Here is a 25,521-nt window from a genome sequence, read left to right as displayed (position 1 = left end):
CAGGGTGCGGGCATGCTCTTTTAACCGAGGAATCAGCTCAGGCTATAGATTCAACACTATGGCCAGAGAAGCTATGACCCCTAAAGCATTGGTCACTGGAGTTGTACCCGCTGATGAAGCAAAGGATTGAGGCTCTGTCATGCAGACAGCTGAGTCAAAGTAGAACTGAACCTCGACGTTGGTCAGTCCAGTCAAAGCAGTGGCTTTGGAATCATTGACAGGAGTCCAGCTATTCACAATCTGGCAAAGTGTCGGCGCACTGGTCGTTGCCACGCCGACGGTTGAACTCACAGACCCTGGGCACTCATCTGCCAGTGGCAATGGATCAACGGCTTTCAGGGAGAAACCTTCGTCGTCTACTTTCCACAAAGTCATTCCCCGAAAGTGGTTACAGGCCAGTGCCAGATCAAGCTTCTCATAGATAGTTAAAGCTGTCGTTGTGACGTTGATATTGTTACCAGCCAGATTAATGAGAGGAGCTTTTCCATAGTCAGACGAGGAAAGACCCACTAAAGCGAACCCTCTTTTAATTCTTGTACGAATTTCGCTAGGTGTCTTGCCTTTATTGTCAATAACAACAGTGTTTCTGAAGATATTAATATTGCTTCCGGACCCAATTGCAATCTGAGCTAATTCCGAGATTTTGCCCCGGAATGTGTTACCAATTATTTCGAGTTTGTTTGACAGGTTATTGATGTTGCGAAGATTAATGAATAATGCTTTCTCGGGAATCATACTGAGTTTTGTTGTGTGGATGGTTTGACCAATGACCTTGTTATTAGCGAAACGTAAGCCCGGAACCGTGTGCAAATCACTGGTGGATGCATCCAGATTCGCAGAGCAAACAATGTTAACTGCGGCCTGGACAGGGAGATAAAAAACGTTGTTCTCTATAGATAATGTCCCAGAATAGCAGTTTGTTTGGACAATAGCGTCAGTTTGAGTATCTGGATTAACTCCGGTTGGCCGGAAAGTAATATGTTTTATATGATTGTCTGCTGTTTCTTCAAAATTGAATTTGTCATCGTAGTCAACGCCAACCCCGATCATGTATCTATTTTTAAAGTTATCATGGAGCTTGATAACAATTTCATAACCGTCATCAGCAGCCCCGATGAGGTCCTGACCGCTCTTCAAAACTATTGTATTGGCGATAAGATATTCAACAGTGAGCTTACCTGTCACGGGGGCAACGGTTGGAGAAGTTGTTTCGGAGGAAAGCAAGATAACGGTGTTATCAGGAATCTGTTTTATCAACTCACTTAAGTCATCTGCAGGGTCGGCACTGAGAACAACGCACTGTCGACCGCTAACAAGATCACTGTCCTCGATAAGCCGTTGTTGAACCCCCGTCGTTTGACCTCTGAGAGAGCTGCATAATTCCGTTGGATGGGGAGTTGCAGTAGTAGGAGCTGCAGTTGACGATTGAGCTGTAACTGTCGATTGAACAGCGGCGGACGGTTGAACTCCAGCTGTCGGTTGCACTGCGGCTGTTTGTTCAACTGCGGCTGACGATTGAACTGCGGTTGTCGGTTCAACTGCGGCTGACGATTGAACTGCGGTTGTCGGTTCAACTGCGGCTGACGATTGAACTGCGGTTGTCGGTTCAACTGCGGCTGACGATTGAACTGTGGTTGTCGGTTCAACTGCGGCTGACGATTGAACTGCGGTTGTCGGTTCAACTGCGGCTGACGATTGAACTGCGGTTGTCGGTTCAACTGCGGCTGACGATTGAACTGCGGTTGTCGGTTCAACTGCGGCTGACGATTGAACTGCGGTTGTCGGTTCAACTGCGGCTGACGATTGAACTGCGGTTGTCGGTTCAACTGCGGCTGACGATTGAACTGCGGTTGTCGGTTCAACTGCGGCTGACGATTGAACTGCGGTTGTCGGTTCAACTGCGGCTGACGATTGAACTGCGGTTGTCGGTTCAACTGCGGCTGACGATTGAACTGTGGCTGACGATTGAACTGCGGTTGTCGGTTCAACTGCGGCTGACGATTGAACTGCGGTTGTCGGTTCAACTGCGGCTGACGATTGAACTGCGGTTGTCGGTTCAACTGCGGCTGACGATTGAACTGTGGTTGTCGGTTCAACTGCGGCTGACGATTGAACTGCGGTTGTCGGTTCAACTGCGGCTGACGATTGAACTGCGGTTGTCGGTTCAACTGCGGCTGACGATTGAACTGCGGTTGTCGGTTCAACTGCGGCTGACGATAGAACTGCGGTTGTCGGTTCAACTGCGGCTGACGATTGAACTGCGGTTGTCGGTTCAACTGCGGCTGACGATTGAACTGCGGTTGTCGGTTCAACTGCGGCTGACGATTGAACTGCGGTTGTCGGTTCAACTGCGGCTGACGATTGAACTGCGGTTGTCGGTTCAACTGCGGCTGACGATTGAACTGCGGTTGTCGGTTCAACTGCGGCTGACGATTGAACTGCGGTTGTCGGTTCAACTGCGGCTGACGATTGAACTGCGGTTGTCGGTTCAACTGCGGCTGACGATAGAACTGCGGTTGTCGGTTCAACTGCGGCTGACGATTGAACTGCGGTTGTCGGTTCAACTGCGGCTGACGATTGAACTGCGGTTGTCGGTTCAACTGCGGCTGACGATTGAACTGCGGTTGTCGGTTCAACTGCGGCTGACGATTGAACTGCGGTTGTCGGTTCAACTGCGGCTGACGATTGAACTGCGGTTGTCGGTTCAACTGCGGCTGACGATTGAACTGCGGCTGTCGGTTCAACTGCGGCTGACGATTGAACTGCGGTTGTCGGTTCAACTGCGGCTGACGATTGAACTGCGGTTGTCGGTTCAACTGCGGCTGACGATTGAACTGCGGCTGACGATTGAACTGCGGTTGTCGGTTCAACTGCGGCTGACGATTGAACTGCGGTTGTCGGTTCAACTGCGGCTGACGATAGAACTGCGGTTGTCGGTTCAACTGCGGCTGACGATTGAACTGCGGTTGTCGGTTCAACTGCGGCTGACGATTGAACTGCGGTTGTCGGTTCAACTGCGGCTGACGATTGAACTGTGGCTGTCGATTGAACTCCAGCTGTCGATTGAACTCCAGCTGTCGATTGAACTGCGGCTGTATGTTGAGTCGTGTTCTGAGCCTGAAGGTTCAGAGGCAGTAAAAGAAATACAGGTGCGATGGAAAGGGACGAATAGTGCCGCAACTTAATCATTTTCAGGACTCCTTGGAAAGTCGATAGGAAGCCTAGACGCTTTGTTTATAGTTATCCATTAATACGGTTAAGGCGTTGCAAGAAAATAGATGGATCTTTCTGTCAATACTCTCTTTAGTGCTGCTACTCAGGGTATTAGCCATGACTCCTGAGCCGCTCATGTACAGGAAAAAAAGACACCCATAAAAAATGTCTCTTCAGGGGGAAAAAATAAGACATTCAAAAACTGTACTCCCAAAAAGGATCAGAAAAATCTATCTTCAAGTCGCGTATCACCGAACCACACAGCGCCACCCAACGAACAGAGGCTGTTCAAGCCATAATTCAGACAATGCAAATTCATTCCGACATAAGTCGAAGAGAGATAAAGAGAGGGTCTTTGACGTCTTAACTGACTTCTACGCTAACCTGTCAGGTACAAACGACTGCAGGCGTTTAAACCTCGAAGCCACTTCTGTCCGGCTTCAAGTGCATAAGCCTTCATCGCCTTCAGACGGCCAACTGCCCGATAAAAACGATTATTCCATTGCATGGTTTTCAGCCACTCATCCGGATCAATTTCCAACCTTTGAAGAATCGGAGGGGGGCACGACGGGATGGAACCTTTCTTATCTGTTCTGACAATGCGACCGCTCCAGTCAACCAGTTCCAGATAGTCGTGAAGAAGGTAGGGAAGGGCAACGTCCGTTTCCTGTCCCTGCAAACAGAAAGGTTTCAGGGTCAGCGGCTGTTTTTTAGTCTCAGAATGTGTAACCTGCTCCACCCGTTCCTGAATCGACGTGTAGTCCGACTCTTCGGGTGTTTCTGCCTTTCCAGCCCGAATCGGATTCAAGTCAACGTAGGTCATGCAGGTCAGTAACGCTGCTTCGTCCAGCAATGCCTGGCTTTTAAAGCGTCCTTCCCAGAAGCGTCCTTTACACTGGTCTTCTTTATTAGCCTCACGAGCAAGATGTTCATTCAGGCAGCGCATAAACCAGCTGATATCCGTTAAACGACGCCGGTATTCCTCAGCATATTCATCAATACGGGCCAATTCAGCGCTGCCCAGTTTGTCAGCGGCCAGATGCCTTTGCACCAGAAGTGGGCCTGTAAACAAGGTCGTCCAACGGTGAAGCACTTCATTCCGTGACCAGCCTCTGGCAGATGACTGATTGATGTGCAAAACCACATGATAATGATTCGACATGACAGCGTAAGCGCAAACTTCGATAGCAAAGACTGAAACCAGTTCCTGAAGTTTATCCACCACCCATTGGCGGCGATGCTCGTAATTCTTGCCAGTCAGGTGGTTCTCTCCACAGAGGTAAGCCTGACGAACACATCTTGCCATGCAGTGGTAATAAGGCGTTGAGCCGGGGTCAATCAGAGTATTGCGAGCTTGGGCCATGAACTCACCTGTCTGGGTAAAAAATCAGTGATGGGTGAAAAAGTAGACCAGGTGGATGGTAAAGCAAATTTATGGGTGTCTTTTTAAGTATTCGGGCGCTGCGTTTAAACTTGCCGTCAGTCTGTGCTCCTGATGGGACCTGCCGAGCCTGAAAGCAAGTGAGCCAGAGTAAGTGAATTCATGCCTCTGGCTTTTAAACCGAAGGGACGGATTCTCTCGGGTTACAGATTCAACAATAGTGTCAGAGTGGTTATGAGAGTGGTTATGACACCCAAACCCGTTGTTACTGAGGTTGTAGCTGTTGATGAATCGGGGTCTATGTCAGCGGCAGGCCTGCTGCTGTTGCCTGGAGATAGTGTAGTCGTTTTCAGGCAGTCTTCCCGGCCAAAGAAGAACTGTCCTTCAAAGTTGGTCAGTCCACTCAGGGCCTTGATCCTGCAGTCACTGATGGCTGTCCAGCTATTCTCGATCTGGCTGATTGTATAGGAACCGTTAGTGGGTGTTGGCACAACTAAGGTTGAACTCACGAAGTTTTTGCACTTACTTCCAAGTGGAAATGGAACAGCGGCTTTCAGGGTGAATTCTTTGTAAAGTTGTCGCCACGGGCTGGATCCCTGCAGGTGGTTACAAGCCAGGGCCAGTTCAAGGGGTGGACTGACGGCCAGAGCTATTCCTGTTACCTGGATCTGGTTGCCTGCCAAATTATAGAGTGGACGTTCTGCATCACTTTCTGAATGACCTTTGAGAACGAAACCACTCCTTTGTGTTATTCGAAGGCCAGTGGTGTCGCGAACAGTGGGGCCAGCATTGGTAATGTTGACCGTGTTTCTGAAGACATCCATACTGGTTCCGGGTCCGAGTTCAAACTGACCTGCATCTGCTATTACGCCCCGAATGGTGTTCCCGATAAGCGCGACTCTCTTTGACTGATTCTTTGACTGATTCTTGATGAAAGGGAGATTAATAAATATCCCTTCCCTGGGAATGGTGATTCTGTGGTCTATTGTGCTGATGATCTTACCGATAACTTTGTTCTTGGTGAACAGCAAGCCAGGGCCCTGATGCGAGACATTGACAGACGCATCCAGACTTTTTCTGCAATCAAGGTCAACCGCAGACCAGTTAGGAAGATGAAATACATTGTCTTCTATGATCAGTTTCCGGTTATAGCACTCTGCGAAAAGAATGGTGTGAACGGGGTGCTGGTCCAGAGGCCCGGTCGGAAGGAAGGTAAGATGACTCAGACGATTTTCATGAGTTCTGCCAAAATGGAAGTTGTCAGTGGTTCCAACCCTGACCATATTTTTATCTCGAAAACGTTCCCAAAGCGAAATAACGATTTCAAAACCGTCATCAGCAGCCCCAAGAATGAACTGACCGTTCTTCAAAACTATTTCATTCCTAATATAATAGTGAATCCGGGTTTTACCCGTCACAGAGGGAGTGGTTGGCACAGAGGCAGTGGTTGGCGAAAACGTGTGTGAGGAAAGCAGTATAACTCTGTCATCCGGAAGCTGTTTTATCAACTCACTTAAATCTTCTGCAGGGTTAGCGCTGAGAATCGTGCAATGTCGTCCGCGAATCAGGTTGCCGTATTGGGCCACCCGTTGCTTAACCCCCGTCGTATGCTTCAGCAGTGGCAATGTAACAGAATCGCACTCGGTCGGTTCAAGTTTATTATTTCGATGAGCGCCCGGAACCTCCTGGTTCAGAGCCTGTAACAGAAACAAAGGAGTAATCAACCAGACCAGATAATGTTGCAGTTTGATCATGCTGGGTCATACTCCTGAACGCTGCGATTTTACCCATCTATTAATCAAAACCGGTTGCCACGCTTGCGTAGGGATGAATAAGCTCAGGTCAAGGAGATAGCAATACGGCCAGAGTGGTTATGATTCCCAGGCCAGAAGTAGTCAACAGATTTGTGCCCGCTGACGAAGTGGGGACCATAGAGGTAATGATAGTCTTGACGGTATCATGAGTCCTGCTGTTAATGGATATCGTATCGGTAATAAAAAAAGCGTGGGTCATGGCAACTGTCAGGCAGTCTTCTCTGTTAAAGAAGAACTGACCTTCGAAGTTGAACAATCCGCTGCAGGCGTTGGCGGTGGAATCATGGATGGCGGTCCAGGTGTTCCTGATCTGGTTGATTGTATAGGATTTGTGTGTTGGCATGACAACGGTTGAGTATGGAGTTGGCCAGTCAAAGGTTGAGTTTGGTGTCGGCGTGCCAATGGTTGATTCCAGACCTGACATGACAGAGGTTGAGTTTGGAGTTGACATGCCAACGGTTGATCCCGGATTTGGCATGACAGAGGTTGAGTTTGGAGTTGACATGCCAACGGTTGATCCCGGACTTGGCATGATAGAGGTTGAGTTTAGCGTTGACACGCCAACGGTTGATCCCGGACTTGGCATGACAGAGGTTGAGTCTGGAGTTGACACGCCAACGGTTGATTCCAGACTTGGCATGACAGAGGTTGAGTCTGGAGTTGACATGCCAACGGTTGATCCCAGACCCGGCACGACAGAGGTTGAGTTTAGCGTTGACACGCCAACGGTTGATTCCAGACCTGGCATGACAGACGTTGAGTTTGGCGTTGACATGTCAACGGTTGATACTGGAGCCTGTCTGGAAACGGTTGGGTCAGGAGTGAGCATGGCAATGGATGAACTCATCACACTTGGGCACTCTTTTCCCAGTGGCAATGGATTAGCAGATTTCAGGCTGAATTCTGGTTGAAGTTGTAACCAGGGACTGATTGCCCGCAGGTGATTGCAAGCCAGGGCCAGTTCAAGGGGGCCTCTGACGGTTATGGCGGCGGCTGTTGTCTTAATCTTATTGCCCGCCAGATTAAAGCGAGCAGGCCCTGAGTCGCTGTCTTTGTGACCTATGAGAGCAAAGCCTCCCAGCAATGATTGTCGTTGTCGACGGGCGCTGCGGAGTGTGATACCGATATTGGAAATGTGGACCCTGTTTCTGAAGACATCTAAACGGGCACCGGGTCCAAGAACAAATTCACCGGCTTCAGCCATTCTGCCCAGGAATCTGTTCCCAATAACCGCGAGTCTCTTTGACTGGTTCTGGATGGCTGGAAGGTTAATGTGTATCCCTTCCTCGGCAAAAAAGAGGCCGAACCGCGTTCTGATACCACTACCGATGATCGTATTATTCGCAAACCGGAGGCCCGGACCCGGCTGATCAACATTGGCGGATGCATCCAGAGGTTCTTTGCAATCAAGGTCAACTGCCGTCCAATAAGGAAGAGAAAAGTGGTTGTTTTCTATAATCAGATTTCGATTATAGCACTCTGCTTTAACAATTGCGTATACTTGGCTGCGGTACCCGTCGCCTTTTGGCGTGAAAGTAACGTGCCTTATATGACTGCTTCCTGTTTTTTCAAACTGGAAGTTGTCACGGGTTCCAACCTTGACCATAAATTGCTTTTTATAACTTTGCTTAGGAATAATGACTATTTCAAAACCTTTATCAGCTGCCCCAATAATGTCCTGACCGTCCTTCAAAACGATTTCACTATCAATAAGGTAGATAATCAGGGTATTACCTGTTGGGGGGATAACGGGTTGAATCGTCGTACGGGACGAGAGCAGTATGACAGTATTTTCAGGAATTTGATTGATCAGCTGAGCGGTATCCACCGTTGGGTCTGAAGTGAGAACAACACACTTTCGTCCACGAACATGTTCACTATTGTATTTAAGCCATTGATCAACCCCCGTCGGTTGTCCTGAAAGAGAGGCGCAGTCTGTTGGAAGTGGCGGCTGAGTCGCTTGAGCTTCCGGATTCAGAGCCTGTAAAAGGAATACAGGAACGATTAAACGGGCTAAATAATACTGTGACTTGTTCATATTAAGGACTACTACCGATAAATCTAGATAGGAAGCCTAGACTCTGCATTTACAATTAGCCATCAGTCTCTTTGCCGGAGACATGACTTCAGATTAGTTTTTTAACAAAAGGAATAAAGAGGTCACGACGCTTAAAGCCGTTGCTGCGAGGTTTGTGCCCTCTGATGAAAGGGTAGATGGAGTGGTGACAGGAGCAGAGGTCGAATTGATTGCCGGGCAGACTAGCGGGTCAAAGTTGAACTGACCATCGACGTAGGACAGTCCACTCAAGGCAGTAGCTGTGGAATTATTGATGGCAGTCCAGGTATTGACAATCTGACAGAGTCTGGGCGGCCGGGTCGTTGCCATGGCAACGGTTGAATTCACCGAACTTTCGCACTCACCTGCCAGTGGTAACGGATCAGCAGCTTCGACGGGGTGTTGTTGTTTGTCTTGTTGCCAGGGTTTATAGGCCCGCAGGCGGTTACAAGCCAGGGCCAGTTCAAGTTTTGCCTCGACACTTATAGCGGTGTCTGTTACATAAATCTGGTTGCCTGCCAGATTATAGAGAGGCGGTTCTGAAGCGCGTTCACTATGACCGATAAGAATGAAACCACCTTTTCGTATTTTTCCTCCTAAATTCATTTCTCTATGTGTCAAGCCTGAGTTGTCAATATCGATAATATTTCTGAAGATATCCATACTGCTTCCGGGTCCAAGACCAAAGCGACCCATGCTGCCCATCTTTCCCCGGGAAGTGTTCTCAATAACACTGACCCTCCCGGACTGGTTCTCGATGCCACGAAGATAGATTTTTAACGCATGCAGAGGGATACGCATGTGACCGTGAGCGTTGATTGAGTCGGCCAGTAATGTGTTATTGACGAACTGCAGACCAGGGCCCGGATGCAAATGATTGGCAGCTGCATCGAGAGGTTCTGTGCACTCAAGTCTGACCCCGATCCAGTTTGGGAGATAAAATACGTTGTTGTCCAGAAACAATCTGCGGTTAGAGCACTGAGCGAAGATAATCGTGTGAATGGGTGAGCTGTTGTCAGGTAGAATGGGTTGGAACGTGATGTGCCTTATATGACTGTCTCTTGTTTCTCCAAACTGAAAATCATCATAGGAACCCATCTTGAGCATATAATTTTGTCGGAAACTTGGCCAAGGCGAAATAACGATTTCAAAACCGTCATCAGCAGCCCCTATAATATCCTTTCCACTTTTTATAAGTATTGGACTGTCAATGAAGTAGTTAACCGGTTTTTTACTTGTCGAAGGGGTCATGGAGGGAGTAGGCGTCACTCCATGGATAATGTTGGAGGAGAGCAGTATCACGCTGTTTTCAGGAGCTCGATTAATCAGCCCTGCGGTATCTTCTATCGGATCGGCACTGAGGACAATGCACTGTCGTCCACGAACAAGGTCATTATACTGGCTTAGCCGTTGCTGAACCCCCGTCGTTTGTCCTGTAAGAGTGTCACACCGTGTTGATGGCAAGAAGGATGTTGTGGTTGCAGGCTGAGTTGTCTGGGCGAACAGGCTCAGGGCTTGTATCAGAAATGCAGTAACGATTAACTGAGCTGTAAAACGCTGCAACTTAATCATTTTCAGGGTTCCTCGGGAGGGTCGTTAAAAAGCCTAGACGCTGTATTTGTAGTTATCCATTGGTCTGTGTTGAGAAAGTACAACTTGTTTCCATGCTCTGCTTATCCGAAAACCGGTCTCAATAACTTGAGATAGCCTGTTGTTTCCAACTCCGGATCCCACAGAGCCTGAAAGGGAACCAGAGTTTTCTAAAAGCCTGCCTGAACCGGAAGGGTGAGTCAGCTCAGATTAATTAGCGAAGATCAGAGCCATGAGGGTCAGGAGAAAACACACACTAAAAAATTGCAAGGTATGCTCTGGTAATCTACTGCAGATCATGCAGATACTTTCAGTTGTAGTGCTACTGCCAGTTTTAGTGGAGCTGGCAGTTTTGCGGGTACTGGAAACAAAGGATGGCGTGAAGGACTGGCAGTTTTCTGTGTCAAAGAAGAGCTGGCCTACATAGTTTTCCAAACCGGAGCAAGCCGTATCAGAGGAATAAGGTGTGCCCGTCCAGGTATTTGCAGGCTCGATGTTTTCATGTGGAGTTGGCATAACATTGTTTAAACTCACCACGTTTTCACACTGTCTTCCAATATCACCAAATGTTGCAGGGGACGCCTTGAACTTGTATTGCGGCTGGATTTGCCACCATGCATTGAAGGCTTGCAGGTGGTTGCAAGACATAGACAGTTCAATCAGTCCCCTGATAGTTATAGCGGTTGCTGTCACCTGGATTTTATTGCCAATCACATTAAAGAGAGGCGTTTTTGCACTGGTATCAGTATGACCTAAAAGAGCAAAACCCCCTTTGCGGAAAGCGGGGCGACCAATGCTGCCGTAATTGGTAATATCAACCGTGTTTTTGAAGATATTTATAGCGCTTCCTGAGCCAGGTTTAAAGGCACCTGCCTCTGCCATTTTGCCCTCAATTTTGTTTCCGGTAACAGTTAATGCCTCTTGCTGATTTCTGATGGCAGGCAGATTAATAGACAGGCCTATTTCGGGAACAAGCGTTTTGGTGAGCTTTTTGAAGCTTGTACCTTTGAGTGTGTTTTCGGCGAACAGCAGGCCCGGCCCCTGGCGGTTGACATTGTCTGATGCATCCAGAGATTCTTTACAATCAAGGACAAGTGAAGCCTGGAGAGGAAGGTGAAATACGTTTTCTTTTAAAATGAGTTTCCGGTTATAGCACTCTGCAAAAACAATGGTGTCAATTGATGGGGAGCCATTCTCCCGAGTGGGCTGGAAGGTGAGGTGTCTGATATGGCTGTCTTTGGTTTCGTCAAACTGGAAGTTGTCAGTGGTTCCGACCTTAATGAAATGTTTATCTACAGATCCCGGCCGATCCCTGATGACGATTTCATGGCCATCATCAGCTGCCCCGAGAATGTCTTGACCGTTTTTTAGACGTATTTCACCGCCAATAAAATACACAACCGGGGCTTTGCCCGAGACAGGGTAACCTGATGGAGAAGGCGTCTTCACTGCGGTGGCAGTATCGGAGGAGAGCAGTATCACGGTGTTTTCAGGAATTTGATTGATCAGCTGATCTGCATCCACTGTCGGATCGGCACTGAGAACAGCGCACTGCCGACCGCGAACGAGGCTTTTATGCTCGATAAGGCGACTCTGAACCCCTGACGTCTGCCCCGAAATAGCCTCGCAGGACATCGTCGGAGGGGGTGTTGAAGGAGAAGGGGGTTCGGGTATAGTCGATTGAGTTGTCGTTTGGGCATGGAGACTCAGAGCCTTTATAAGAAACACAGGCGCGATTAATCGGGTTAAATTATGAATCACTTTAAAAACTTCCGGAAATCCTAAAATGAGGAAGCCTAGACTCTGCATTTATAACTATCCATTAATATTATTCGATCTCATGTAATTCGATCATGAAAAAATTGGCAAGAACGTATCGGTTCCCAGGTTGCGGCTCACAGGGCCTGAAAGCATGGGAGCCAGGGTTCTGCAATGCTGTTTTGCGGGGAATGATGGTGTCAAAAGGATGAATTAACTGAGGTTACAGATTCAACCATATGGCCAGACTAGCCAAAACACCCAAACCAGTAATCTTTGCGGTTGTTCCCGCTGCTTTAGTTGGGGCCAGAAGGGAACTGGATGTTGTATCAGCAACAGAGACAGAAGAAGCAGAAGCAGAAGCAGAAGCATAACGCAGAGTGAATGGTTGGCAGGTTTCTAAGTAAAAAAAGAACTGACTCTTGGAGTTAACCAGACCGTCACAGGCAGTGGACGAGGAATTGTTTATGGGAGCCCAGGTATTTGCAAACCGGATGCTTCCATGTGTAGTGGGAGTTGGTATGGCAACCGTTGAATTTACAGCGGGAGTTGACATGGCAACGGTTGAATTTGGAGTGGGAGTTGACATGACAGCCGTTGGGCCCACAAGGCTGCCGCACACTCCTGACACTTTTTCCAAAGGTGCCGACATTGCTCTGATGCTGGATTGTTTTAAGGGTTGCCACCATGGATTGAAGGCCTGCAGGTGGTTACAAGCCAGAGTCAGTCCAATGTGTCCCCTGACGTTTATAGCGGTCTGTGTTACCTTGATTTGATTGCCTGCCAGGAAAAAAACAGGCAGTTTTGAAGGGCTATGTGCAGGCCCAACCAGAATGAAACCTCCTTTGCGAGCAGAGCTTCGAATTGTGAGGCCAGCATTGAATATATTGACAATGTTATTGAAGACATTGATTTTAGATCCGGGTGCAAGTCTGAACTCAGCCGCTTGTGCAATGTAGTACTCAAATGTGTTGCCAATAACCGATAGTCGATCTGACTGGTTAATAACAGAAGGAAGATTAATAAATATCCCTTGTTCCTGAGTAACATAGTAAGAAGTATAATCAGCAATCCAGCTGTATTTTCCTCCAGAGATTTTGTTATTAGCGAACAGCAAGTTTGGGCTCGGGTTCCGGGTTGAGTCAGAGGCATCGGAGGATTTTTTGCAATCAAGAGTGAAGGCGGCCCTTGCAGGACTTATGAATAGGTTATCTTTTACGATCAGCTTCCGGTTGAAGCACTCTGCAAAAACAATGGATTCAATGGGATGGTGAAAACTTTTCTGCCATGGCGAGAAAGCAAGGTGTCTTATATGGCTGTCTTTCGTTTCTTCAGTTTTGAAGCTTTCAGGGTATCCAACTCTGAGTATGTGTTGTTTGTATTCAAAATATGACCGATCCCTGATGACAATCTCAAAACCGTCATCAGCCGCTCCAATAATGTCCTGACCGTTTTTCAAAACTATTTCAGTGTCAACAAAGTACACAGCCGGGATTTTATTTGTCTCGGGGAAAGGGGACGGAGAAGGTGTCGCGCCAGGTGCAGTGGCGGAGGAGAGCAAGATAACGGTGTTCTCCGGGATCTTTTTTACCAACCTGCCTAAATCCTCTGATGGGTCGACACTGAGAACAACGCACTGTTTTCCATTAACAAGTTCTCTGTATTGCTTCAGGCGTTGCTCAACCCCTGACGTCTGTCCCATGAGAGTGTTGCAAGGTGATATCTGAAGGCATGATATATAAGAAGAGACTGTCGGCACATGGGCCTGAAGAACCAGAGCTTGCAAAAGCAATAAAGGCGCAAACAATCTGTTCAGATAATTTGGCAGCTTGGTCATGTTCCGGGCTCTTTAGGGATATCTGTGGGTCATTGAACCCACAAGGCCTGAAAGCACAGGAACCAAGGTTTTGTAACAGACGCTTTGTGGGGAATGATCGCCTCGAAAGAATTCGCTCAGGTTACAGATTCAACCATATGGCCAACGTAGCCAAAACACCCAAACCAGTAATCTCTGCGGTTGTTCCCGCTGCCGTAGTTGGGACCAATAGGGAACCGGACGTTGTATTGGCTACAGAAGCAGAAGCCAGAGTGAATAGTTGGCAGATTTCTTTACGAAAAAAGAACTGACCCTCGAAGTTAACCAGACCGGTACAGGGAGTGGACGAGGAATCGTTTATGGGAGTCCAGATATTTGCAAACCGGATGCTTCCATGTGTAGTGGGCGTTGGTATGGCAACCGTTGAATTTACAGCGGGAGTTGACATGACAAGGGTTGAATTTGGAGTGGGAGTTGACATGACAGCGTTTGAATCTGGAATGGGAGTTGACATGGCAAGGGTTGCATTCGGACTGGAAGCCGACATAACAGCGATTGAGTCCGGACCGGATGTTGACATGACAGCCGTTGAATCTGGAGTGGGCGTTGACATAACAAAGGTTGAATTTGTACCAGATATTGGCATGACAGAAGTTGGACCCACAAGGCTACTGCACACTCCTGACACTTGTCCCAAAGGTGCTGGCATTGCTTTAATGCTGAATTGTTTTAAGGGTTGCCGCCATGGGTTGACGGCCTGCAGGTGGTTACAAACCAGAGTCAGTCCAAGCTGTCCCCTGACGGTTATAGCGGTTCGTGTTACCTTGATTTGATTGCCAGCCAGGAAAAAAACAGGCAGCTTTGCAAGGTCATGTGTTGGCCCAACCAGAACGAAACCTCCTTTTTGAGTGGTGCTGCGAGTTATGGGGCCAACATTGGATATATTGATAATGTTATTGAAGACATTGATTTTAGATCCGGGAGCAAGTCTGAACTCAGCCGCTTCTGCAATATCGTCCTCAAATGTGTTTCCAATAACCGATAGCCGACCTGACTGGTTCACGACAGAAGGAAGATTAATAAATATTCCTTGTTCCTGAATAACATGGGAATAAATTCTGTCCGTAACCGAAGTGTATTTTCCTCCATAGATTCTGTTTTTAGCGAACTTCAGGTGTGGGCCAGGGGGGTGGGTTGGGTCAGGGGCGTCGGAAAATTCTTTGCACTCAAGCTTGAAGGCGGCCTTTGCAGGAGTGCGGAATACGTTATCTTCTATGATCAGCTTCCGGTTGAAGCACTCTGCAGAAATAATAGAGTCAATGGGAAGGCGTGGATTATTCAGCGATGGCCAGAAAGTAAGGTGTCTTATATAGCTGTCTTTGGTTTCGAGAGGTTTGAAGCTTTCAGGGTCTCCGACTGTAAGTAAGTGTTTGTGATTGAAAGTTGACCGATCCCTGATGACAATCTCAAAGCCGTCATCAGCTGCTCCAATAATGGACTGACCGTCTTTCAAAACTATTTCACTGTCAACAAAATACTCAACCGGGGTTTTAGCTGCCTGGGTAGCGGGAGAAAGCGTTGCGCTGGGTGCAATACTGGATGCGGGGGTAGCTGGAGAAAGCGTTGCGCCGGGTGCAGTTTTGGAGGAGAGGAAGATAACGGTGTCCTTTGAAGTCTGTTTTACCAACTCACCTAAATCCTTTGAAGGGTCGGCATAGAGAACCTTGCACTTTTTATCAAGCTCGCTGTATTGCTTTAGCCGTTGTTCAACTTTCGTCTGTCCCATGGAATTGCACGATGGTTTCGGAGTGCTTGCTGTAGAAGAAGAGACTGTCGGCATCTGGGCCTGAAGAATCAGCGCTTGCAAAAGGAATAAAGGCGCGATCAATCGGGCCAGATAATATTGCTGCTTGATCATGTTCCGGGCTCCTGGCGAACCTAGATAGGAAGCCTAGACGCTCCATTAATAGTTGGCCATTATCAGGTGTTAACAAAATATACAGGACTTCCTTTTAATCGTTCTCAGGTTCCCGGAATGCCTGCAGGGATCAATGGGCTCTGGTTATAGATTCAGCAATATGGCCAGAGTGGTCATGATGCCAAGAGGGGTTGCCACTGTAGCTGTAATTGTTGATGAGGAAGGGACTGCTGTCGTGCTGGTATCGGGAGCAGAATGGGAAATGACAGGCTGGCAGACTTCTGTAGCAAACAAAAATCGACCTTCGAAGTTGACCAGACCCTTACAGGCAGTGAAGAAGGAACCGTTGATGGCAGTCCAGGTATTGGCAAACCGGCTGCTTATTGCAGGTGGAATGGATGTTGACCTGTCATGGGCTGAACCTGAAGCAGTGGGCCTGACAGTCGTTGAACTCACTATGTCATTGCACCATTCTGGTTCTCTTCCCGAGGGCAATGGCAGTGCTTTCAGGCTGAATTGTTTTTGGGGTTGCCACCATGGATTAACTGCCTGCAGGTGATTACAAGCCATTATCAGGCCGAGCTGCCCCCTTACGATGATAGCTGTCCGTGTTACCCTGATCTGATTGTCAGCCAGTAAAAAAACAGGGGGGATTTCCGTGTTATCTGCAGGCCCCGCGAGAACGAACCCTCCTTTGCGAACAGAGTTGTGCTCTGTGTCGCCCTCATTGGAAATGCTGATAGTGTTATTGAAGACCTCCATGCGGGTCCCGGGTCCAAGCGTGAACTCAGCCGCTTCTGCAATGTAACCTTCGAATATATTCCCGGAAACAGCTATCTTGTCCTGCTGATTCACGATGCCAGTAAGATTAATAAACAGGCCTTGGTCGGGAATAACATAGGGAAAAAGTTTGTCGCTAATCGAGTCGAACTTTTCACCGATGATCCTGTTATCTGCAAACTGCAACTCTGGGCCCTGGAGCCATTTGACAGATGCATCCAGATGTTTTTCGCAAGCAATAATAACAGCGGCCCGGAAAGGAGGCTTATGTAAATCATTTACATCAATAATTTCGGCCAGGATAGGGGGATAAAATACATTTTTTTCTACAATCAGTTTTCGGTTATAACACTCTGCGTAAATAATGGATTTAATGGAGTCGCGCTTTTTTTTTCGGGTGGGCCGAAAAGTAATGTGTTTTATGTTGCTGTCGTCTGTATGGGCGGGCTGAAAGTTGGCAGATCCAAACCTGAGCAGATATTTGCCTTCAAATACTGGCCGATCCCTGATGACGATCTCAAAGTCGTCATCAGCCGCGCCAATAATGTCCTGACCATTCTTTAAACGTATTTCATGGTCAGCAAAGTACACAACCGGCGTTTTGCCCGTCAAAGAGGTAGCTGTTGGCGAGGGTGTCACGATAGGGTCAGTATTGGATGAGAACAATATGACGGTGTTCTCGGGAAACTGCTCTATTAACTCACTTAAATCTTTTAAGGAGTTGGCACTGAGAATAACGCACTGCTGTCCCTTAACAAGTTTCCTGTGCTGGTTCAGTCGTTTTTGTACTCCTTTCGTCTGCAGTGCAAGATTCGTCGGCTTCAGAAGATCGTCGCAGGGTGTCGTCTTATTTATGGCAGAAGGGGTTGCTGTTGAAGATTGTAATCTTGTTTGAGCCTGGGTATTCAGGGCCTGAAACAGTAATACAGGCACAATTAAACGTGCCAGATATTGCTGTAGCTTCATCATGCTCTGAACTCCTGAGAAATTTACCGAAGCCTAGACGCTACATGTATGGTTAGCCATTGATCGAGGTTAAGAAAACGGTGCGGTTTTCCAGCCACTCCAGCCACCGACCGGCACATCTGTTCTGTATTTCTTATACCAATCGTATTTTCTAACTCCCGCAATGAGCATGGAGATTTGAGCCTTAAGACAAGGCGGCGTGAGGAGTCATAGCCTTAGCTATGGCGACGATCGGCAACGCAGGATTAAGGCTCAAATCTTCAGCGCAATAGGGAGTTAGAAAGTTCGATTGGTATTACAGGTTCGAACACCAAAGCCTGTGCTTTGGCCTTATCCATTGTCCATCTGGGCAATTTGTGAAAAAAGATCTATGTCAATAGCCAGATATAATAAGACAAATGTCGTTCTTAAAATGGGGCTCCAGCCCATTTTTGGTGCGTTTCATTAGCTGACAAATCAACCTCTACTTTGGAGTTTGAAAGTCTTGTCGGTTATTGTGGCTTTGGTGCATGAAAATCTACGAATTCATCTTTCCCTAAAGCCGTTCAATGTAAAAAATCCCACATCTATTTCAAACTATTTTAATTGTTGGAAATATTTTTCCTAACTTATTAACTATCAGTTTTTATAACTGAAGTTACACGACTAATTACTCAAACATTCTGTCATTGAAGATGCGTTTGATTTTTTATTAATTTTTATAGATATGGCTTACTAATTATTATGAAAAGTTCATGTGCAACTGTTTGTTATCCGTCGTATAAAATACGATGTTTTTTATCGGTTTTTTTTCTGGCATTCTGCACTCTGTCTCTTTCCGCTTATAGTGTCGGTGGCGGCAGTGCCCCAGACACGACTACGCCCCCACCAGACACCCCGACTGATACGACTGCTCCCCCACCAGACACTCTGACAGACACGACTGCTCCTCCAAAAGACACTCCGACTGGCCTGTCACCAAACAGAACTTCAGCTACGGCTACGACAATAGCCACAACAATAGCTACTACAATAGCCCCGACAACGGTATTCAGCAGAAGCAATCCCTGTGATGATTTATTCCGTAATCAGTTAGCCCTGGAGACTTGCAACAGGTTTTTCAACAATGAAACAGCGGCCGGAGAGACGGAATCCTTTGAAACGGCACGGGTTGTCACTAATGCCAGTGAACTTGTCAGTGCGGTCGAAAGCGCCAGGCCCGGAGGCACTATTATTGTTCTGGCTCCCGGAACTTATAAGCTTACCAAAGCATTGAAGCCCGCTCAGAGAATGGCTTTGGTGGGTATTAAATCGGCCGGGACCCGAGTAAAGATCACTGCAAATGTTGATTTGGCGGGGAGTAATCCAACCGGTCTGGTTTATTTGCAGCAGCCAAAAGAGGGGGCTTCAGCTGGCTTTTACAGCGCATTTATAAACTGGGAAACCAACGTGATTTCGAATTACGGCGATGCTAACAAATACAGCACCATTTTCGGGGAGAATTATCCGGGGGAAATCAGGCTTTATGACAACATTTTTACACAAAAGAACAATAACTTTCATGGCAGTGAGCTTGTTTATCTGGAGAACAGGCGTGATACAGCCAAAAAAATAGTGATCGACAGTAACCAGTTCAATACCAGTAACATCAGACTTTCAGCGGTATTCTCAGAGGCAAGTGCCTCCGGTAGAGACCAGAATGAAATCATTATTACCAACAATGTATTAATGAGCGAAAATGGTGCGAACACCGTCAGTAAGAATGCCTTTCATCTTGCTCATCACAAAAAATTCACGATCAAAAATAATATTTCTCTGAGCCGTCGGGCTAACGCATCCATATTGGTTGAGTTACTTAACCAGCCCGGGGTGCAAGGCTCTATTAAAGACAATATTGCTGATCCTGCCGCAGATGAGTCCAATCGCTTAATCAATTTACAAGTAGCAAAAAAAACAAGCGAGGAGAATTCCAAAGTTACGGGTCTTCTGGCCATTTCTGACAATGACTATTTCGACGTTAAGCGCGAGGATGAAGAGGGCGCCTATATTGCCTTCACGCGAGGAAAAAAGATTCCTGCCGGAGGTTCTCCATTACCAATCTGCGGCAACTTGAGTCGGGATGCTGCTGCCTTCAAGATCTGTAACGACTTTCTCAGTCACTCGCTGGCAACAGGCGGCGATAAAAACTTCTCTCACGCCTTCGTGGTAAGCAACGCAGAGGAGCTGCTTAACGCCGTTGAGCGATATTACCCTGACGATAGCGGATTCACAGGCAGCATTATTGTCTTACGTGCAGGAACCTACCTGCTACCCAGACAATTAATCACCAATCATAAAGTGGCTTTGGTTGGTGAGAAATCCGGTGACTCTTTTCCCAAGATAAAAGCCAGTAACGAGATCCTCCTGACGTCCCGTGAAAGGTCATCGCTGGTTGATTTGAGGAGCAGTTCTTCACAACCATCCTCCGGTTTTTACAGTGCTCATATCAAGTGGGATACCGGCATTGATGATATTGATGATATTTATCATATACATGAAGTGGTTTCTGAAGACAGCACAATCAGCGGGGTGTCTTATTCGGGCAAGATCAGGATTTTTGATAACTACTTTATGCATCATTTGGACGCTAACAACATTCGCCACTTCCTGATGCTGAATAATTTTAACGACGATGCTTACATAGGGCATAATACATTTGATACCACCCGTCTTAAATTTTGTGCGGTTGCTGCCCAATGTGCCGATTGTTCTGAACTCGGTACAAAAATGGAAATTGTCTCAAACCGTTTTATCAGTGATCAGGCTTCAACGACCTATTCAGTTGCTCACGGCATTGAACTTAAGGGCTACAAACGATTCCAGATTGAAAACAATCGACAGGAAAACAGCAAAGCTGCCGCCAAAATCAGTGTTTTTCTGAAAGATAATACCAGTGGTGTCAATGGTGTAATCCGCAACAATACCGTGAGCACAAGTGCTCCGGGAAATCAGCGGATGATAAGAATCGAGTCCTACATGCTTGAAGGGCTCCCACGTGTCACCGGATCGCTGATTGTGACGCAAAACAGCGGTTATACACTCTTTGACCCGGACAAACTGATGGCTGGATTGACCGTCGAAGCTACGACTGCCAGGGCATCATCCACTACTCAACCCGTGGTGTCGCCTTCGCAGGTCGTCCGGACATCCGCCCCGGGAATGTCTGCTCCAGCACATCGGGATATTACCAATAGCACAACACCCTTACCGACCCGGGCAATGTCGCCAAGCTATTCCGTTACTCCAACAGGTTCTTCTGTGGCAATCTGTGATCGCATGCAATCAACTGCAGAGGTCACGGCCAGTGAAATTGACGCCTGCAAAGCCTTTCTTAACAATAACAAAGCATCGGGTGGTCACTCTTTTTCTCTGGCGGTTGTCGTCAGTAATGCCAGGGAACTGGATGAAGCCGTTACCGGCAAGTTCCCGGAAGGCAATCCCGATGCCAGCAGACTGGTTGTATTAAAAAGCGGTACCTATCCACTCACCAAGTACTTGGATATTACGCGCAAGGTGGCTCTGGTTGGAGTCCTTAAAGACGGTGAATATCCTACTATCAAAACCACTAAGGACTGGGGATACCGTTTGTTGGCTTATCTTCGCCAGGATCCAGAGGTAGCTGAAACCGGCTTTTTCAGTCACCATATTCACTGGGACATCTCTAGCACTCCAATATACTCATTTTTTTATGGGTTAATAAAAAAACGAGCTATCTACAGTAATTCCTATCAAGGGGATATCCGAATTTATGAAAACAAATTCTCGGAAGCAAGATTGAGTTATATCAACTCTTATATCGAGTTAGTGGATGCTATTGGTGGTACGTTTATAGAAGACAACAGGTTTGATACCGCTTATTTAACCGAGTGTACTATTATCGCCAATTGTCAAAGTAAAGTCTGTCAGGCTGCAGAACCTCCGCTTGACGTTAGTAATAACCATTTCTACATCGAAACCTCCCCATCCCCAGACGCCTTGAAATTCCTAAAGAGCTATAGAAAAGAACCGCCGAAATCGATGTGCGTTTTAGGTTATATGCGCTTCCGGATCGCTGGTAACCAGCAGAAAAACAAAGATGCAACAGGTAGCATTCTTTTAAGAGATCATTACGACGTTAAACGCTTGCATGGCTACGTGTTGAATAACATTGCTCATAAAGATGCTCCTGAGCTTCAGCGCAAAATTATCTTCCAGTCTTCCCACTTTGCCGATCATTATCTGAGGGTTACCGGAAAACTTCATGTTTTAGGAAATGATTATTACACCTTTGATGAATCCGGACTTGCCCCGAGTTTTATTGATTACATCCCGGGTAAACAGGTTATTGCGCCTTCACAGACAATTTCAGCGTCATCGACGGTAAAAGCGGCCTCATCAGTCAGTGTGTCTCCTGATGCCATTACGCCAACCGGTTCACTGATAGCTGCCACCGCCTCTGTTCGCCCGCTGCCTGCAAAAACGGAACCCTGCAACGATATCCGGGATCATCCAACCGCATTTGAAATTTGTAAGGCATTTCTGCAAGACGAACTGGCCTCGGGGACGACTGCCAATAAGCCTGCCTTTTCTCACGCCATTGTGGTTAGCACTACTCCGGAATTGATCGATGCCATCAATAAAACGACCGGTGATGATGGCAGACCTGTTAGCGGTAGAATTATTCTATTGGAGCCGGATACCTATGAACTATCAAAAGCTCTGAGTGCCAACCACCGGGTTGCCATGGTCGCCTTAAAAAGTGAAGACGGCCGATTGCCTGTTATCACAGCGGCACGCGACTTCAGTGGCAGCGAAGGTCCCGATCGTTCACTGCTTTACCTTAAGGCTGTCTCTGATCCTCTGGATACCGGCTTTTACAGTTGGAACCTGGAGTGGAAGACCAGTATGCCTGAAGGCCGGTACTTTTTTAAATTTCAATCCCTCATCTCCGCAAAAGGTTACAACGGTGATATACGGATTTACCAGAATCGCTTCAGTGACCGGAAACACTCCATATCCTGGCCCTTGCACTCTGTAGTGCTGAACGATAATAAGGGTTATGCGTACTACGTTGGTCATAATATATTTGATACAGAGGCAGTGGAGTCTAATGTGATTGAATCCACTGCCAGCCCAAACTCCCGGGCGGCTATCGAGGTCGACGCCAATGAGTTCAGAAGTGACGATCCATTTCATAGCGACAGGCCAGATGCTATTGTTCTTGCTAATTACCAACAGCTGAAAATTCACAACAACATACAAAAAGACAGCAGTGCTGCGGGTGCGATAAAAGTTGGATTTAAAAACAACCAGAGCATTGAAAGCGCTACCATAAAAAACAACAGAGCGCATATAGACGCATCGCAACAAGAAAGAATCATTCAGCTACAAGTCCACAAGAAATCACCTTATGAAAAGCTCAACTTATCGGGTTACGTAGAAGTAACCGGAAACGACTACTATAAACCACCGGAACTTCTGGATTTTGACGAGAAGAATTATCGCTACACCCCCGGTCTGGAGGAAGCTACTGCAAGGTTGGCGCGCTCCAAATCCACTGTAACGCCCTCTTTGCCAGCAGCGACCGTTGCAATGAACGGCTACGGAACTTCAGAGCCAAGTCCGGGCGGAAAGATCCGTTCAGCGCCATCGTCTATCGTGCCGACCCGGATTCAGACCACTGTCGTATCATCCGTCACATCAGGCTCGACACCTTCATCTCTACCACCACTCAGCAGCCCATGTGATCAGCTAACCGATTCAGACAAAGCTCAGCTCTGCCAGCAACTTCTGAACGAGCTTGAGGAAATGAATATAAGGACTACGTTTTCTGAAGTGGTGATTGTACAAAATACTTGGGAACTGCTTCACGAAGTAGACATGACGTCGGAGTCTGGCAAGGTTATTTTACTTCAGGCAGGCAGCTATGAACTGTACGAGCAGCTTCGTGTGGTTCGGCCTGTGGCACTGGTCGGTATTGGCAATACGGTTATTAAGCAAGCCGTTGATTATCCTGCCGAGGCAGAATCGCTGGTTCTGCTCGATTATGCCAGTACGGGTTTGGGTTTCTTCAGCAAAGGCATAACCTGGGATATTTCCGCTTCAGACAGTATCCGGAGCAACCCCATCAGCACGGCAATCAAGGCCGTCCACTATCGTGGAAAACTCGTCATGAGCGGTGATGAGTTTCAATATAACGCCATCAGGGAAAACGAAAAAGCGCCTTCCCACTATATTGAGGTACGGGACTCATCAGGTGATGTGATAATTACTGGCAGTACGTTTTTTTCCGGAGGTCTGACAAAAGCCGCCATTTATGCCGATTGTAAAAATTGCCTGGAAGAAGTCCAGAAGATGGATATTTCCGGTAACCGCTTTACAGACTCAAATTCTGGCGAGTCTGCACCGGCTGCTATTGACGTCCGTCACTACAGAATCCTGAAAGTTCGTAAGAATGTTCAGGAGACCGAGTCTGTTTCGGTGAACATCAGTGTTGTACTGCCAAATAATAACAGGGACGATATCTATGCTTATATCGCTGACAACATTGCCATGGGTTCAGCTATTGACGAGAAGAAAACCATTGATGTCACGGTTGGCAGACTGGCTAAAGAGCCTGCCAGAATTAATGGCCTGGTTCAGGTGTACAGTAACCGTTGCTTCTCCGTTAACCTCGATGAAATACCTTCTGATATTCTTGAGTTTGCAGAGGGTAACTGTAGCGCTTTGCCCAATATTCAGGCCTTGAGAGGGTCTCCGACACCTTCACACAATGGTCTGAGCACGGGCCAATGGGTCGGCATAGGGTTCGCTGTCGGTGCAGCTGCTGTATACGGCGGGTGTGGTCTCTATGGTCTTACCAATCTGCCTGGACATGGGAGAGCCTGGTCGTTCTTTATCTTACCCAAAACCCTTGCACTGGCTGCCACTGCAAAAGTGCTTGCATGGTGTAACCAACGCAAATGGCGCGGTTTAAGTGAGGATGATGATGAAGTCATTTATTCGCCATCTGCGGGCGTAGAAATGAAAACAGGTTTGACGAAAGATCCTGAAATGAATTTGGGCGAAAGCGAAGGTGATCAATTCCCTTTGATTGAAAATCCGATAATGGAACGTGAGCTGTAAGTTTGTTTGAGAGGGTTTTAAAAGCCCTCTCAATCAAACGTAAAGGTTCAGTGGGACTCATTTTTGGCGTAATGCTCAATATGTTTTGTGAACTTATCATGCCGATCCAGAAACGAATCGTAAGCATGTTTGGCTGGAAGCGTGATGACTTTGCCGGTATGGGACAAACCGCTGATAAACTTTCCGGCAAGCGTCACCGGGTCTTTGCTGACCTTATAATGGGTTACCTTCTCGTGGGCGCTGGCCAGATTTTCTCTGGGAATGTCTGATAGAGCTGCACGACTCAGCTCCGCACTTGAGAAGCAAACCGCTTCGACTGGAGGCACCATGGAGAGTGCTGCATAGCTTGCTTCGGCTCCTCCTTTGGAATGGCCATTGAGTTTCAGAGAAAAAGGCTCGCCTTCAGGCGTTGCAGGCAGATTTTTCATAAGACTGGCGGTCAGGGCTTTGGCTTGTTTATAGCTGTCAGGGATGCCTTTTCCCGTGAGATTCTTGAGATTGGCTTGCCATTGCTTGCCTGAAAACTGCATGTTTTTTCTCGAACGTTCGATTAGCCCTCCTGCTGCCAGTCCCGATGTCGTGCCGCCAAACACCAGACGGACTTCCTTACGTTCAGGATTGGTAAGAACGTAAGCCGTGAGTCCTGTTTTCTTGTCATACAGGAATCCGGGTTCCTTGGTGCTGAGGGTCACTCCTGTCTCATCGGAAATCAGTTTTGCGATATCCTCAGAAGGTTGCCATTGAGCGGCAAAATCCTCTTTCTCTGGTTTGTGAATATCTCCGGCTTCGCTGATTTTCTCAAGCGATCGGTGGTAGGGATAAGCGGCCAACTGAGCATCAATGGCCATAGATCTGAGAACTCTGGGTTCTGTGGGCGGTTTACTGTTCATGGCCAGTTTTTTGATTTCCCGCTGCTCGAGTTTCACAGGGGCATCGTTTTTAAGAGTGGCTTTTTGGGGGGAATATTTGCCCATGGACTTGGAAAGTTTGACTTTCCACCGGCCAAACACACCTGTTTTCTGAGACTTATCGAACTGTTTTTCAGAAATAGGCCTGAATTGAGTCGCTTGTGTATCGAGTCTTGATCTATCCATGATGATCTGATTC

At 47.4% G+C, this 25,521-nt stretch carries 12 protein-coding genes; 2 read left to right on the top strand and 10 right to left on the bottom strand.

Translation table 11 applies throughout. The features are described 5' to 3' along the window. Positions 1–42 precede the first annotated feature (42 nt). Positions 43–1,257, bottom strand: a complete 1,215-nt coding sequence (locus ACOMG9_RS13845; protein WP_494528969.1) for a hypothetical protein — start codon at positions 1,255–1,257, stop codon at positions 43–45. A 269-nt stretch (positions 1,258–1,526) separates the two neighbouring features. Here ACOMG9_RS13845 and ACOMG9_RS13840 point away from each other — a divergent pair, with 269 nt between their 5' ends. Continuing rightward, positions 1,527–3,185: a hypothetical protein gene (locus ACOMG9_RS13840; protein ID WP_494528968.1), complete on the top strand. Its 1,659-nt coding sequence runs from the start codon at positions 1,527–1,529 to the stop codon at positions 3,183–3,185. Positions 3,186–3,592: 407 nt separating this feature from the next. Here ACOMG9_RS13840 and ACOMG9_RS13835 read toward each other — a convergent pair whose 3' ends face one another. From ACOMG9_RS13835 to ACOMG9_RS13800, 8 genes are all read right to left on the bottom strand, one after another. Continuing rightward, positions 3,593–4,576, bottom strand: coding sequence for a transposase (locus ACOMG9_RS13835; RefSeq protein ID WP_494528967.1), 984 nt, complete (start codon positions 4,574–4,576; stop codon positions 3,593–3,595). Between the two features lie 221 nt (positions 4,577–4,797). Continuing rightward, complete coding sequence (locus ACOMG9_RS13830; protein WP_448217285.1) at positions 4,798–6,348, bottom strand: hypothetical protein; 1,551 nt, start codon at positions 6,346–6,348, stop codon at positions 4,798–4,800. An 88-nt stretch (positions 6,349–6,436) separates the two neighbouring features. Continuing rightward, entirely contained in the window at positions 6,437–8,446 is a 2,010-nt protein-coding gene (locus tag ACOMG9_RS13825; RefSeq protein WP_494528966.1) for a hypothetical protein, read from the bottom strand. Positions 8,447–8,539: 93 nt separating this feature from the next. Further along, positions 8,540–10,036, bottom strand: coding sequence for a hypothetical protein (locus ACOMG9_RS13820; protein ID WP_448217283.1), 1,497 nt, complete (start codon positions 10,034–10,036; stop codon positions 8,540–8,542). Between the two features lie 228 nt (positions 10,037–10,264). Beyond that, positions 10,265–11,815 (bottom strand): hypothetical protein, encoded by a 1,551-nt coding sequence (locus ACOMG9_RS13815; protein WP_448217282.1) that lies wholly within the window; start codon positions 11,813–11,815, stop codon positions 10,265–10,267. A gap of 220 nt (positions 11,816–12,035) precedes the next feature. After that, entirely contained in the window at positions 12,036–13,649 is a 1,614-nt protein-coding gene (locus tag ACOMG9_RS13810; protein WP_494528965.1) for a hypothetical protein, read from the bottom strand. A gap of 121 nt (positions 13,650–13,770) precedes the next feature. Then, complete coding sequence (locus tag ACOMG9_RS13805) at positions 13,771–15,546, bottom strand: hypothetical protein (protein ID WP_448217280.1); 1,776 nt, start codon at positions 15,544–15,546, stop codon at positions 13,771–13,773. Positions 15,547–15,690: 144 nt separating this feature from the next. Next, on the bottom strand, positions 15,691–17,295 hold the full coding sequence (locus ACOMG9_RS13800; protein WP_448217279.1) for a hypothetical protein: 1,605 nt from the start codon (positions 17,293–17,295) through the stop codon (positions 15,691–15,693). A gap of 720 nt (positions 17,296–18,015) precedes the next feature. Here ACOMG9_RS13800 and ACOMG9_RS13795 point away from each other — a divergent pair. Then, a complete protein-coding gene (locus ACOMG9_RS13795; protein ID WP_448217278.1) occupies positions 18,016–24,414 on the top strand; it encodes a polysaccharide lyase domain-containing protein in 6,399 nt (2,132 codons plus the stop codon). A 47-nt stretch (positions 24,415–24,461) separates the two neighbouring features. Here ACOMG9_RS13795 and ACOMG9_RS13790 read toward each other — a convergent pair whose 3' ends face one another. After that, on the bottom strand, positions 24,462–25,508 hold the full coding sequence (locus ACOMG9_RS13790) for an alpha/beta hydrolase family protein (protein WP_448217277.1): 1,047 nt from the start codon (positions 25,506–25,508) through the stop codon (positions 24,462–24,464). Positions 25,509–25,521: the final 13 nt, after the last annotated feature.

Source organism: Endozoicomonas sp. PH6C (assembly GCF_059322965.1).
This window is presented reverse-complemented; position numbering and strand designations above follow the sequence as displayed.